Annotated in this window: 12 protein-coding genes, 1 tRNA gene and 1 pseudogene; 13 read left to right on the plus strand and 1 reads right to left on the minus strand. The window is 71.1% G+C overall.

Going from position 1 to position 13,766, the window contains the following annotated elements; all coding sequences use genetic code 11:
- The 9 genes from ABTX78_RS16220 (at nt 1) to ABTX78_RS16260 (ending at nt 8,415) form a co-directional block, all read left to right on the plus strand.
- Nucleotides 1–678, plus strand: coding sequence for a phosphonatase-like hydrolase (locus ABTX78_RS16220; RefSeq protein ID WP_352207427.1), 678 nt, complete (start codon nt 1–3; stop codon nt 676–678).
- Entirely contained in the window at nt 675–1,748 is a 1,074-nt protein-coding gene (locus ABTX78_RS16225; RefSeq protein WP_352207428.1) for an ABC transporter ATP-binding protein, read from the plus strand. The genes ABTX78_RS16220 and ABTX78_RS16225 overlap by 4 nt, the downstream gene beginning before the upstream one ends.
- On the plus strand, nt 1,732–2,619 hold the full coding sequence (locus ABTX78_RS16230; protein WP_352207429.1) for a 2-aminoethylphosphonate ABC transporter permease subunit: 888 nt from the start codon (nt 1,732–1,734) through the stop codon (nt 2,617–2,619). Before ABTX78_RS16225 ends, ABTX78_RS16230 begins: the two co-directional genes overlap by 17 nt.
- Nucleotides 2,606–3,403 (plus strand): ABC transporter permease, encoded by a 798-nt coding sequence (locus ABTX78_RS16235; RefSeq protein ID WP_352207430.1) that lies wholly within the window; start codon nt 2,606–2,608, stop codon nt 3,401–3,403. The genes ABTX78_RS16230 and ABTX78_RS16235 overlap by 14 nt, the downstream gene beginning before the upstream one ends.
- A 15-nt stretch (nt 3,404–3,418) precedes the next feature.
- The gene (locus tag ABTX78_RS16240; protein ID WP_352207431.1) at nt 3,419–4,477 is read left to right on the plus strand and encodes a 2-aminoethylphosphonate ABC transporter substrate-binding protein; all 1,059 of its coding nucleotides are present in this window, start codon (nt 3,419–3,421) and stop codon (nt 4,475–4,477) included.
- A gap of 133 nt (nt 4,478–4,610) precedes the next feature.
- Nucleotides 4,611–6,149, plus strand: a complete 1,539-nt coding sequence (locus ABTX78_RS16245; RefSeq protein ID WP_352207432.1) for an alkaline phosphatase family protein — start codon at nt 4,611–4,613, stop codon at nt 6,147–6,149.
- A gap of 79 nt (nt 6,150–6,228) precedes the next feature.
- Nucleotides 6,229–7,008 (plus strand): HAD-IIA family hydrolase, encoded by a 780-nt coding sequence (locus ABTX78_RS16250; RefSeq protein ID WP_352207433.1) that lies wholly within the window; start codon nt 6,229–6,231, stop codon nt 7,006–7,008.
- Nucleotides 7,009–7,136: 128 nt separating this feature from the next.
- Complete coding sequence (locus ABTX78_RS16255; protein WP_352207434.1) at nt 7,137–7,715, plus strand: hypothetical protein; 579 nt, start codon at nt 7,137–7,139, stop codon at nt 7,713–7,715.
- Nucleotide 7,716: 1 nt separating this feature from the next.
- Entirely contained in the window at nt 7,717–8,415 is a 699-nt protein-coding gene (locus tag ABTX78_RS16260; protein WP_352207435.1) for a class F sortase, read from the plus strand.
- A gap of 55 nt (nt 8,416–8,470) precedes the next feature.
- On the opposite strand, the gene ABTX78_RS16265 is transcribed toward ABTX78_RS16260, so the two are convergent.
- Nucleotides 8,471–8,544 (minus strand) — tRNA-Lys (locus ABTX78_RS16265).
- 192 nt (nt 8,545–8,736) lie between these two features.
- Between ABTX78_RS16265 and ABTX78_RS16270 the strand changes: the two genes are divergently transcribed.
- The 4 genes and pseudogenes from ABTX78_RS16270 to ABTX78_RS16285 all read left to right on the plus strand — a co-directional run bounded on the left by ABTX78_RS16270 (nt 8,737) and on the right by ABTX78_RS16285 (nt 13,701).
- Nucleotides 8,737–10,059: a peptidoglycan-binding protein gene (locus ABTX78_RS16270; protein ID WP_352207436.1), complete on the plus strand. Its 1,323-nt coding sequence runs from the start codon at nt 8,737–8,739 to the stop codon at nt 10,057–10,059.
- A 95-nt stretch (nt 10,060–10,154) separates the two neighbouring features.
- Nucleotides 10,155–11,294, plus strand: a pseudogene (locus tag ABTX78_RS16275) (SPFH domain-containing protein); the annotation flags it as partial.
- Nucleotides 11,295–11,416: 122 nt separating this feature from the next.
- Nucleotides 11,417–12,004, plus strand: a complete 588-nt coding sequence (locus tag ABTX78_RS16280) for a lytic polysaccharide monooxygenase auxiliary activity family 9 protein (RefSeq protein ID WP_352207437.1) — start codon at nt 11,417–11,419, stop codon at nt 12,002–12,004.
- Nucleotides 12,005–12,030: 26 nt separating this feature from the next.
- Nucleotides 12,031–13,701, plus strand: a complete 1,671-nt coding sequence (locus ABTX78_RS16285) for an AMP-binding protein (RefSeq protein ID WP_352207438.1) — start codon at nt 12,031–12,033, stop codon at nt 13,699–13,701.
- Nucleotides 13,702–13,766 lie beyond the last annotated feature (65 nt).

A 13,766-nucleotide genomic window follows, 5' to 3' on the forward strand; every position in this document is an offset into this window, starting at 1 on the left:
ATGACCCGAACGAACCTCGTCGTCCTGGACATGGCCGGTACGACGGTCGCCGACGGCGGACTGGTCGAGCAGGCCTTCGCCGCAGCCGCCGAACGCCTCGGTGAGGCGCCCGAAGCGATGATCGGCCATGTCCGCGCCACCATGGGCGAGTCGAAGATCTCCGTGTTCCGGCACCTCTTCGACAGCGAGGAGCGCGCACAGCAGGCCAACCGCGCCTTCGAGGAGGCGTACGGAGAACTGGTCGGCGCCGGACGGATCGCCCCCGTCCCCGGCGCGGCCGAAGCCGTCGACAAGCTGCGGTCCCAGGGCCGCACCGTGGTGCTGACCACCGGGTTCGCCCGTACGACCCAGGACGCGATCCTCGCCGCGCTCAGCTGGCAGGACCTGGTGGAACTCACGCTCTGCCCCGCCGACGCCGGCGGCCGCGGACGCCCCTACCCGGACATGGTGCTCGCCGCCTTCCTGCGGACGGGGGCGGTGGACGGCGTCAGCGACATCGCGGTCGCGGGCGACACGTCGTACGACATGCTCAGCGGAGTGCGGTCCGGGGCGGGCGTCGTCGCGGGTGTGCTCACGGGAGCGCACGACAGGACGCAGCTGCTGGACCACGGAGCCACCCATGTGCTCGCGTCGGTGGCCGAGTTGCCGGATCTGCTCGCCGGGGTGGACGACCGATGAGCAGCGGCATCCGCTTCGAGAACGTCTCGGTCGCCTACGGCTCGGGCAGCGGCAGGAACACGGTTCTGGACTCGTTCGACCTCACCGTGGAACCCGGCGAGGTCATGGCCCTGCTCGGCCCCTCGGGCTCCGGCAAGACCACTGCCCTGCGGGCGGTCGCGGGCTTCGTGCAGCCGTCCTCGGGGCGGATCCTCAGCGGCGACCGCGATGTCACGGGCCTGCCGCCGCACCGGCGCGGGATCGGGATGGTGGTCCAGCAGTACGCGCTCTTCCCGCACATGAAGGTCGCCGACAACGTGGCCTTCGGGCTCAGGGCCCGCAGGACACCCCGGCGCGAGATCGCCGGACGGGTCGCCGAGGCGCTGGAGATGACGGGTATGGCGGCGTACGCCCAGCGCCATCCACGGGAGCTCTCCGGCGGACAGCAGCAGCGCGTGGCGATCGCCCGGGCGCTGGCGATCCGGCCCGGGGTGCTGCTCCTGGACGAACCGCTGTCCGCGCTGGACGCGCAGCTCAGGTCCGGAATGCTGGCCGAACTGGCGCGGCTGCACCGCGAGTTGCCCGACGTCTCCATCCTGTACGTCACCCACGACCAGGTCGAGGCGCTGACGCTGGCGGACCGCATCGCGGTGCTGGACAGGGCGCGGCTCCAGGACTGCGGCACCCCGCAGGACCTCTACCGACGGCCGACGACCGAGTTCACGGCGTCGTTCGTCGGCAACGCGAACCTGCTGCCGGTGACCGTGGGGGACCGGGGGGTCTCCTTCCAGGGCGCCGCACTCGACGTGGCCGTCGGGGCAGCCGCGCCCGGCGCGGGCGCCACTCTGTGCGTACGCCCGCATCTCGTGGGTCTGGGCGAGGGGCCCAACGCCCTGCGCGGACGCGTCGCCGAGGTGCAGTGGCGGGGTGCGACCCACCGGCTGTACGTCGAGGTCGACGGGCACCGGGTCACGGCCGATGTCCGCGAGCTGCGGACGGTGCCGGTGCTGGGCGCGGACGTGACCGTCCACTTCGCGCCGGAGGATGCGGTGCTGCTGGGAGCGGGGGTCGGCCATGACCGGTCCGGCTGAGTCCGTGACGGTGGCGGAGCGCCCGGCCCTGGCCCCGGCCCCGGTGCCCGCCCGTACCACACCGGCGCGCAGGGTGCCCGCGGCGGCCCTGTGGAGCCTGCCGCCCGTCGCCGTCCTCGCTCTCGTCTTCCTGTATCCCCTCGCGCTGGTGGTGCAGGAGTCGCTCGAACCGGGCGCCTACGGACGGGTCTTCGGCTCCGACGCCTTCCGCGAGGCCCTCTCCACGACGGTGTGGCTCGCCGTCGGCGCCACCGTCGGCTGTCTCGTCCTCGGGTTCGCCCTCGCGCTGATCATCGCCTTCGTCCCGTTCCCCGGCGGGAAGGCCGTCGCCAAGTTCATCGACGTCTTCCTCTCCTTCCCGTCCTTCCTCATCACGCTCGCGCTGCTGTTCGTCTACGGCACGGTCGGGATGGCCAACGGCGTGTGGACGGACGTCACCGGGGCCGGCAGCGGACCGTTCCAGTTCCTCACCACACCCTGGGGCGTACTCCTCGCGGAGATCACGTACTTCACGCCCTTCGTGATGCGCCCGCTGCTCGCCGCGTTCTCGCAGATCGACACCGCGCAGCTGGAGGTCGCCTCCTCGCTCGGTGCCAAGCCGGCCCGCATCGTGCGGCAGGTGATCCTGCCGGAGGCACTGCCCGCGCTCGGCGCCGGCGGCAGCCTCGTGCTCGTCATGTGCCTGAACGAGTTCGGGATCGTCCTGTTCACCGGGGCCAAGGACGTCACCACGCTGCCGATGCTCGTCTACGGCAAGGCGATCCTCGAGTCCGACTACCCCGCCGCCTGTGTGGTCGCCGTGGTCAACATCGCGATCTCCGTCGGCCTCTACAGCCTCTACCGAATGGTCAGCCGTCGTGTTGGTGCATAGCCGCAAGGGCACGTGGGCCTGCTGGGCACTCTTCCTTCTCCTGTTCGTGCCGCTGTTCGCCCTGCCGCTGCTCGTCATCGTCATCGCGTCGTTCTCCACGAACTGGTCCGGCGCCTTCCCCTCCGGGCCGACCGCCGCCCACTACACGTCGGCCGTGCGGGGAGAGTCGCTTCAGGCCCTGACGACCAGTCTCGTCACCGCGGTCACCGCGAGCCTGCTCGCGCTGACCGTCGGCAGCTGGGCCGCACTCGCCGCAGCCGGGCTGAAGAAGCGCGGACGCAGGCTGCTCGACGCGCTGTTCGTGCTGCCGGTCGCCGTCCCCTCCGTCGTCGTCGGCCTCGCGGTCCTGGTCGCCTTCTCCCGGCCTCCGATGCTGCTCAACGGCACCCGCTGGATCGTGATCCTCGCGCACACCGTCCTGGTCACCGCCTTCGCGTACCAGTCGGTCGCCGCCGCCGTCACCCGCCTCGACCCCATGTACGAGCAGGCCGCGGCCAGCCTCGGAGCCCGCCCCCTGTACGTCCTGCTCCGCGTGAGACTGCCGCTTCTGCTGCCGTCGCTCAACGCGGCCGCAGGGCTCTGCTTCGCCCTGTCCATGGGCGAGTTGAGCGCCACGATGATGCTCTACCCGCCGGACTGGATGCCGCTCCCGGTGCTGATCTTCACGGCCACCGACCGCGGGTCCCTCTTCACCGGCTCGGCCGTGGCGGTCGTCCTCATGGCGACCACGCTGCTCGTCCTGCTCGCCCTCTCCCGCATCCGTACCAAGGCCTCATTCCGCTAAGGAGCGCACCACGCCATGCTGACGCACACCCTCAAGCCGGTCGCCGCCGTCGCCGGCAGCCTCGCCCTCGCCGCCTCCCTCACCGCCTGCGGAGGCACCGCCGCCGCCGACGAGAAGGTCGTCACCGTCTACAGCGCCGACGGCCTCAAGGGCGAGAACGGCGACGGCTGGTACGACCGCATCTTCAAGGACTTCGAGAAGCAGACCGGGATCAAGGTCAAGTACGTGGAGGGCGGATCCGGCGAGATGGTGCAGCGCGCCGTCCGCGAGAAGTCCAACACCCAGGCCGATGTCCTCGTCACCCTCCCGCCGTTCATCCAGCAGGCCGGCTCCAAGGGACTGCTCCAGAAGTACGAGCCGCAGGGCGTGGACAAGGTGAACGGCGCGGACAAGTCCGCCGACGGCACCTGGACCTCGGTCGTCAACAACTACTTCGGGTTCATCCACAACACGAAGCAGCTGCCGAAGGCCCCCGGGACCTGGGAAGCGCTGCTGGACGGCACATTCAAGAACAAGCTCCAGTACTCCACGCCCGGTGTCGCGGGCGACGGCACCGCGGTCGTCATCAAGGCGATGCACGACTTCGGCGGCAAGGAGCCGGCGATGGAGTACCTGAAGAAGCTCCAGGCCAACAACGTGGGCCCGTCCTCGTCCACCTCCAAGCTGGCGCCCAAGGTCGACAAGGGCGAGATCCTCGTCGCCAACGGCGATGTGCAGATGAACTACGCCCAGTCCGCGTCCATGCCGAACCTCGGCATCTGGTTCCCGGCGAAGAGCGGGGGCCGGCCCACCACCTTCGCGCTGCCCTACGCGGCCGGGCTCGTCCACGACGCCCCGCACATCGCGAACGGACGCAAGTTGCTCGACTTCATGCTCACCGAGACGGCACAGCGCCAGGTCAGCGCGATCGGCGGCGGCTTCCCCGCACGCTCCGACATCAAGCCCACCGACGACAACGCCATCGCCCTCGCCAAAGTGGTGGAGGGCGTCGAGATCTTCGAGCCGGACTGGAAGGACATCGACAAGAACCTCCAGTCGTACATCGATGCCTGGAAGTCCGCGACCGGCAGCTGAGAGTTCACCCGGGCCCTCTGGTCCGTGCAGAACTGTCGCGAAACGATAACGGGTACGGACCAACGCCCCTGGCGCATCAGGGGCGTCGCTCTGCCCCACTTCACCCTCGTACCCACCCTTGACGGAGGATCAGATGCCGATCAACGGCATGTCCCGCCGCTCGGTACTCGCCGCAGGAGCCGCGACCGCCGCGGTCGCCGCCACCGGCACCCTCGCAGCACCCGCCGCCCACGCGGCCCCCACCCTGCCGAGCGGCACCAGCAAGGACAAGGTGCTCGTCATCGGCATGGACGGTCTGCGCCACGACCGGATCGAAGCGGCGAACGCCCCGCACCTGAAGTCCCTGATGGCGAACGGGACGTACGGGCTCTCGCTGCTGTACGCGCCGCCGATGGCGGCCACTTCCTCCGGCCCCGGCTGGTCGACGATCACCACCGGCGTCTGGCCCGACAAGCACGGCGTCAAGGACAACTCCTTCGCCGGCAAGAACTACGGCACGTACCCCGGGTTCCTGGCACGTCTGGCGCAGGTGCGCCCCGGGCTCTCCACCTACGCGGCCGTCGACTGGAAGGCGCTCGACGACCACGGCACCGTCACCCCGGGCGCCGACGGCAAGCTCGTGCTCGACGGTGACCGCGACGGCTACCCGGGCCACGACGCGACCATCGCGAACGAGACCGAGTCGATCCTGCGGTCCCAGAACCCGGACGTGTTGTTCGTCTACCTCGGCAACACCGACGCCGTCGCGCACAGCTCGGGCACCGGGCAGCGCTACCTCGACGCCATCGCCGTCCAGGACGGCTACCTCGGCCGTTTCCTCGCCGCGATCAAGGCCCGCCCGTCCTACGCCACCGAGCGCTGGACGGTCATCGTCTCCACCGACCACGGCCACATCGACGCCGGCGGCCACGGCGGCAGCTCCGTCGAGGAGCGGCGGACCTTCGTCCTCGCGCAGGGACCCGGCATCGCGGCCGGCGCCCGGCCCGCCGACACCCGGCTCGTCGATGTCGCCGCCACCGTCTTCCACCAGCTCGGCATCGTGCCCGACCCGTCCTGGGGCCTGGACGGCAAGCCGATCCAGCAGCGCGCCACGGACCCCTTCGACACGCTGCTGCCGTCCCTGACCGGCCGGGTGGACGAGACCGCCATCCCGGCGGGCGTCCTCGGCTTCACGCACACCGCGCCCAGCGGCTGGTCCGTCATCAACAGCGCGATGGGCACCGGCGGCATGACGGAGTGGCGCGGCTGGGCCTTCGCCACCGACGAGTTCTGGTCCCGCTCACAGCGCGACCAGTGGCGCGAGCTCAACGTCCGCTCACGAGGTGTCTGCGCCGTCGCCGACTCCGACGAGTGGGACGACAGGGCGAACTCGGGGCCGTACGAATCGACGCTGGTGACACCGGCGTACGGGGTGTCCGGGAAGACGACCGTGCGGCTGGACTTCACCACCCTCTACCGCCAGGAGGGCAGCCAGAGCGCCGAGGTCCTCGCCTCCTTCAACGGCGGCACGCCGACCCGTATCAAGAGCTACACGGCGGACGTGGTGTCCAAGCCGCAGTCGCTGAGCGTGAGCGTTCCCGCCGGGGCCTCCAGCGTCAGCTTCCGCTTCCGTTACACGGGGGCGAACAACTGGTACTGGGTGATCGACGGGGTCAAGGTCACCGCATCCTGATTAGGCTGGTGGCGCCGGGGGGCACAGCGCCGTGCCCCCGGCGCCACCAGCACACTGCGTACGGCAGGAGTCCCGTCACATGGCAGAGCGCAAGCCGATCGAGTCCTGGCTCACCGACATGGACGGTGTCCTCATCCACGAGGGTGTGCCGATCCCCGGCGCGGACGCCTTCATCAAGAAGCTGCGGGAGACCGAAAAGCCCTTCCTGGTGCTGACGAACAACTCCATCTACACGGCACGCGACCTGCACGCGCGGCTCGGCCGCATGGGGCTGGACGTGCCCGTGGAGAACATCTGGACCTCGGCCCTCGCGACCGCCCAGTTCCTCGACGACCAGCGGCCCGGCGGCACGGCGTACGTCATCGGCGAGGCGGGGCTCACCACCGCGCTGCACGACATCGGCTACATCCTCACCGACCAGGAGCCGGACTACGTTGTCCTGGGGGAGACCCGGACGTACAGCTTCGAGGCCCTCACCAAGGCCATCCGGCTGATCAACGCCGGGGCGCGGTTCATCTGCACCAACCCGGACGAGACCGGTCCCTCCGCCGAGGGCCCGCTGCCGGCCACCGGGTCCGTCGCGGCGCTGATCACCAAGGCGACCGGCCGCGATCCGTACTTCGCGGGCAAGCCGAACCCGCTGATGATGCGCACCGGCCTGAACGCCATCGGCGCCCACTCCGAGACCAGCGCGATGATCGGCGACCGGATGGACACCGACGTGCTCGCGGGCCTGGAGGCGGGCATGGAGACGTTCCTGGTGCTCACCGGGGTGACGACGCCGGACCACATCGACCGCTATCCCTTCCGGGCCTCCACGGTTGTCGACTCGATCGCGGACCTCGTCGACCGGGTGTGAGGCCCGTCCCGCATCACCCTCACTCAGCGTATTTACACAGGTCAGGGGTGTAAGGGTCGGGCAAGATCGCTCCTGCGGATGCGAAAACGCGCCAGACGCGTGAATCTTTCGGTGTCAGGAGGTTCACAATGCGTTCAAGTTCGATTGCTCTCCGTGCCGCTGGTGTGGCCGCTGTCCTGGTGCTCGCACCCTTCGCCCCCGAGGCCCGCGCGGACGATGCCGTGGATGTCACGGTCTCCCCGGCCGACGCCGTACCGGGCGACGAGGTGGAGGTCCTGGTCAAGGGCTGCAAGACCACCGCGGGTGCCGCGACGTCGGTGGCCTTCGTCTCCGCCGCCGAGCTCGCCTGGCAGGACGGGCAGCGCTCCCGGCTGTTCGTGGAGACGCGGGTGAAGTCCTCCGTGAAAGTCGGCACCTACACGATCGGTGTGACGTGCGACGGCCGCAAGCACCCGGACGCGGGTGTGCTGAAGGTCGTCGAGCGCCGGGCGAAGCCGTCCGCGTCGGCGGAGGCGACCCCGGTGGCGCCCGTACGCGCCGGCGGCGGCGGTACGGCGGTCCTGGCCGCCGACCAGGAGCACGTCGAGGTGCGGGACGGCGCGGGCCCGGGCACCGGGCACGCCGTGACCGGCCTGGTGCTCGCGGGTGCGGCGGCCGTCGCGGTGGCCTTCCGCGGCTCACGGCGGCGCCGGCCGGGTGCTGAGTGACATGGGGACCGGCGAACGGCCGGCGGGTTCCGGCCGCATGCTCACCGGCGTGGCCTGGGCGGTGCTGCTGCTCGGACTGTGGCTCTGGGGACGTGAGGTCTCCGGCGGCCCCGGCGGGAGCTCGGCCCCCACCACCGGCGATGTCGCGGCCGTGGGGCGCCCTCTCGGTGTGCCCCTGCCTCCCGCCCATGACCCGGTGGAACCCGCCAGGCCCCATCGCGTGGACATCCCCTCGATAGGGGTCAGCGCCGCCGTCGTGCCCCGCGGCCTGGACGCGACCGGGGCCGTGGACCCGCCGCCCTACGCCATGCCGCAGACCGTCGGCTGGTTCGACGGCGGTGCCCAGCCCGGCGCCGCGGGTCCTTCCCTGCTGGTCGGACATGTGGACACCGAGAGCAAGCCGGCCGTCTTCTACGGTCTGAGTGCCGCGAAGCCGGGTGAGAAGGTGCGGGTGACCAGGGAGGACGGGTCGGTCGCGGTCTTCACCATCGACGACGTCCAGGTCTTCGGCCGGGAGCGGTTCGACGCGCAGGAGGTGTACGGCGCGCGTCAGGACGGGCGGGCCGAGCTGCGGCTGATCACCTGCGGCGGCACGTTCGACCCGGCGACGAAGGCGTACACGGCCAATGTGGTCGTCTCGGCCTATCTGACCGGGATGACGACGGGTCCGGCCGCGGCACGGGCCGTCGACCAGCCCTGACACGTCCGGACAGAGCGAAGGCCCCTCACCGGTGGTGAGGGGCCTTCGCCGTGCGTGCGCCGCCAGGGACTCGAACCCCGGACCCGCTGATTAAGAGTCAGCTGCTCTAACCAACTGAGCTAGCGGCGCCTGCTGACCTGGAGAACTTTACCGGATGGCGACGAGTGCCTCCGACCATTATCTGATCACTCCCGGCCTGTCGGATGGTCGTTTTTTACCTTTGGTCCGTCAAAATGCGACTAGTCAGGACAGTTGGGGCACCGACGCACCCCTGTGCGGCAGTCCCGAAACATCTTCACTAGTAGTGCGGAGGGGCCACGTATGACGGTGCCGGTGTTCGAGGAGTACGAGCCCGCCCCGGACTGCGACTGCCCGGGCTGCGCCCAGCAGCGCCGAGCGCTCGCCGCCGGTGAGCACCCGGCGGCCCACGGATGCCGGAAGGCGCTCGTCCTCGTCACCGCCGCCGGCGTGGTGCTGGGCGGCGGGGGCGCGGGGGCCGCGCACGCGTCGGCGCCCGCGGCCGGCCGGGCCCACCCGGGGATCTCCGGGCCCGATACGGCGATGGCGCCCGCGGACGATCCGGACAGCGAACAGGGCGGCAGGGGTCCGCTGCACGGCAGGCCGCTCGCCGGTCCGTCCGGCAAGCCGGCGACCGCCCCCGAACTCCGGAAGACCACCCGCGCCGAGATCATCAACCGCGCCAAGAAATGGCTCGCCGCCAAGGTCCCGTACAGCATGGAGGCGTACTGGTCCGACGGCTACCGCCAGGACTGCTCGGGCTATGTCTCGATGGCGTGGAACCTCGTCGGCAACGAGTGGACCGGCAGCCTCCACCAGTTCGCCACCCGCATCACCCGCGAGGAGCTCCAGCCCGGGGACATGCTGCTCTTCCACAACCCGGCCAATCCGACCAAGGGCTCGCACGTCACGCTCTTCGGCGGCTGGACCGACTACACGCACACGTCCTACGTCGCGTACGAGCAGACGAGGCCGAGCACACGCAAGCAGGCCACGCCCATGGGGTACTGGACCAACTCCGACAAGTACATCCCCTACCGCTACAAGGGCCTGAGCGGCGTCACGACCACACCCGGCCCCTCGGCGGGCGATGCCTTTCCGGGGGCTGCCTCCTTCGGGCCCGGGAAGAACAACAAGCACGTCACCGACCTCGGCAGGATGCTGGTGGCCCGGGGCGGCAAGCGGTTCTACACCGAGGGCCCCGGGCCGCGCTGGACCGAGGCGGACCGCAGGGCCACCCGGGCGTTCCAGCTGGCCCAGGGCTGGCGGGGCGCGGAGGCGGACGGACTGCCGGGCGCGCACACCTGGCGGCTGCTCACCGGCGGGCAGGGCAGGAACATCCCGGCCGCGGGGGTGGCCGGACCGGGGTCCGTGACCGCGCCCGCCTTCCCGGGGCGCGGCCACTTCCGGCCGGGGCAGTCCAACGCGTACGTCACCCAGCTCGGCAAGCAGCTGGTGAAGCGCGGCTTCGGCAAGCACTACACGACCGGGCCGGGTCCGCGCTGGACCGAGGCGGACCGGCGCAATGTCGAGGCCTTCCAGCGTTCCCTGGGCTGGCGCGGCGCCGAGGCCGACGGCTACCCGGGGCCGCACACCTGGAGCAAGCTCTTCGCCGCGGCGCGCTGAGGGCCGAGGTGACGGCAGGACCCGGACCCCGGCGCGCCGAGGACCGGCGTGACAGCAGGACGGATCGACCAGCGGAGGCGGCAGTCATGAACACCACGACCCCGGAGGCCGACGGCGGCGCCCCGTTCGACGGGCCGCGACACACCCCGGTCATCGCTCAGGAGGCCACCACCGAGATCCCGGTGCACCTGCTGTTCCGCGACGAGGGCTCCGCGCCGATCGCGCTGCGGCCCGCCGTGGTCGGACGCCGCCAGGGCACCGGGGAGCAGCCGAGGATCGGCCGCAGGACATCGGCGCCCCGGCCCGCGCCGCTGCGGCCCCCGCCCCCCGTCGACCCGGAGCTCGTCGAGCGGGCCGGGCCGGTGCTGCCGGGCTGGACGGGGATGGTGGCCGGGGGGTGCGCGCTCGCCGGGATCGGAACGGTGCTGTGGGGCGCCGGGGTGGTGCCGGCGATGGTGACCCGGATGTTCCGGCTGACCGCGCAGCCGTACCACGGTCTCGGCCTCGGCCTGTGGTGCCTGCTCACCCTCGGGGTGCTCCTCGCCCTCTTCGCGCTCGGCGGGCTCGGCCGCGGACAGGTGGGCCACGCCTGGGTGCTGACGCTGTTCGGCGAGTACCGGGGGAGTGTGCGCCGCCCCGGGCTGGTGTGGATGAGCCCGCTGCTGTTGCGCCATCGGGTGGACGTGCGGCTGCGGCACTGGCGCAGCGAGCCGATGCCGGCGGTCGACGCGGACGGCACCGCGCTGCGTGTCGTCGTGCTGGTGGTGTGGCAGATCAAGGACACCGCGCGCGCGGCGCTCGGTGTGGAGGACCACGAGGAGTATCTGAGCGAGCAGGTGGAGTCGGCGATGGCGAGGGTGCTCTCGCAGCTTCCCGCGGACGCGTTCCACGAGGACGCTCCGACGCTGCGCAACGCGGAGGCCGTGGGGGCCGCGCTGACGCGCATGCTGCTGGCCGAGTGTGCTCCGGTGGGGATCGAGGTCTTCTCGGCCCAGCCGGTGGGGATCGAGTACGCGCCCGAGGTGGCGGCGGCGATGCAGCGCCGGCAGATCGCGGCGATCGACGCCAGGCACCGGGACAGTGTGCTCACGTCGGTGGTGGACGCGGTGGACGACACCGTGACCCGGCTGACCTCGCGCGGACTCGTGGAGCTGGACGACTACGAGCGCAAGGCTCTGGTCAAGGACCTCACCGTTGCCTTCTACACAGGCCGCTCCGGGTCAAGGGAAGGTTAGCTATTGGTCTGGACATGGTGAACTCTGGTCAATACATTGGGTGTTGGTCTAGACCGGAACACGCACTACCGCACGCGTGCAGCACGGCTCACTGAACTCCCCCACGTTCCCTGGAGCGAAGCATGCGCAAGAGGATTACTGCGGCCGCTGTCGGTCTGCTGGTGACGGGCGCGACCGTACTCGCCACCGGCAGCGCGAGCAGCCACGGTTACACCGAATCACCCATCAGCCGCCAGAAGCTCTGTGCCAACGGCACGGTGCAGAACTGCGGCAACATCCAGTGGGAACCGCAGAGCGTCGAGGGGCCCAAGGGGTTCCCCGGCGCCGGTCCCGCCGACGGAAAGATATGCGCGGGCGGCAACGGCCAGTTCGCGCAGCTCGACGACCCGCGCGGTGGCTCGTGGCCCACCACGAAGGTCTCGTCGGGACAGAACTACACGTTCAGCTGGCGCTTCACCGCCCGGCACCGCACCACCGATTTCAAGTACTACATCACCAAGAGCGGCTGGAACCCCAGCCAGCCGCTGACCAGGTCGGCGCTTGAGTCGCAGCCGTTCCTGACCGTTCCCTACGGCGGCAACCAGCCGCCGGAGACCCTTTCTCACAGCGGCAACCTGCCGTCGCGCTCGGGCAAGCACCTGATCCTCGCGGTGTGGACCGTCCACGACACGGCGAATGCCTTCTATGCCTGCTCGGACGTTCAGTTCTGACGGGTTGTCAGTTACCGTGCGGCGCCATGGGAATCACGGGCACGAGCACCGTCGCGGAGCTCGTCCAGCGCCAGTGGGGTGATCACCGGATGGGGCTGAGGGACCGGAGCCGGGTCCTCAGCCACCATCAGGTGGCCGCCGGCGCGGCCGCACGCGCTGCGCTCCTCGTGGATCTCCTGCCACGCGGAGCGGAGCCGCACCTCGGGGTACTGCTCGACAACACCCCGGAGTTTCCCCTGTGGCTCAGTGCGGCGGCCTTGGCCGGGGCCGCCGTGGCGGGCATCAACCCGACTCGCCGCGGGGCGGAACTCGCCCGCGACATCCTGCACACCGACTGCCGGGTGCTGGTCACCGAACGCGCCCACCTTCCCCTCCTCGACGGGCTGAGCCTGCCGGGGATACGGGTGCTGGTGACCGACACCGACGCGTACGGCGACCTTCTCGCCCCGTACGCCGCCGCGAAGCCCGGCGACGCCGTCGTCGCGCCGGTCGGGCCGCGCAGCAGAATGCTGCTGTCCTTCACGTCCGGGTCGACGGGCGCGCCCAAGGCGGCGATCTGCTCACAGGGCCGGCTGGCGGCGGCCGGTGCTTCGCTGGTGGCACACTTCGGCGTCCGCGAGGACGACGTCCATTACATCTGCATGCCGATGTTCCACGGCAACGCGGTGATCGCCGACTGGGCACCCGCGCTGGCGGGCGGCGCGGCGGTGGCACTGCGCGACCGCTTCTCCGCGTCCGGATTCCTCACCGACGTACGGGACTTCGGCGCCACCTACTTCACCTATGTGGGTCGGGCCGTGCAGTACATTCTGGCCACCCCCGCACACGACGACGACCACTCGCACCGGCTGCGCCTGGGCTTCGGCACCGAAGCAGGACCGGTGGACGCGGCCCGCTTCCGAACGCGGTTCGGGGTGCGGCTGGTCGAGGGGTACGGCTCCTCCGAGGGCGGGGCCGCCATCCAGCGCACCCCCGGCACCCCCGCGAGTGCCATCGGGCGGGCGGCCGCGGGCGACGACCTGGCCGTGGTCGACCCCGCGACCGGCGACGAGCGGCCGGCCGCCGTGATCGGTCCGGACGGACGGCTGCTCAACGGGGAGGAGGCGATAGGGGAGTTGGTCAACCGGGGCCCCAACCCCTTCGAGGGCTACTGGCGTCACCCGGAGGCGGACGCGGCGCGACGCCGCGGCGGCTGGTACTGGACGGGCGACCTGTTCTTCCGCGACGCGGAGGGCTACCTCTACTTCGCCGGCCGCACCGACGACCGGCTGCGCGTGGACAGCGAGAACCTGGCGGCGTCGATGATCGAGAACATCCTGGCGCGCTGGCCGGCCACGACGGGGGCGGCGGTCTACGCGGTCCCCGACCCGGTCTCCGGCGACCAGGTGATGGCGGCGCTCGCCCTGCCCGAGGAACGGCCCTTCGACCCGGCGGCCTTCGCGGTCTTTCTGGCGTCCCAGCCGGACCTGGGGACGAAGATGACGCCCCGTTTCGTACGCGTGCTGCCCAAGCTCCCGGTGACCGCGACGAACAAGGTGCACCGGGTCGCGCTGCGGCGGGAGGGGTTCCGCTGTGCGGACCCCGTGTGGTGGCTGCCGGACGGCGAAGGCCTGCACCGGCTGCTGACCGCGGAGGACGTGGCGGACCTGGAGCGGCGCTGTGCGGAGCAGGGGCGCGGGGATCTGCTGGGCAGGTGAGACACGGTGGGCGGAGGTGCCGGACGGGTTGGGGCGTCCATGGACGCTCCTTGTCCGGGGGCCCC

The organism is Streptomyces sp. NPDC096193, from assembly GCF_040302905.1.
Lineage (GTDB): Bacteria > Actinomycetota > Actinomycetes > Streptomycetales > Streptomycetaceae > Streptomyces.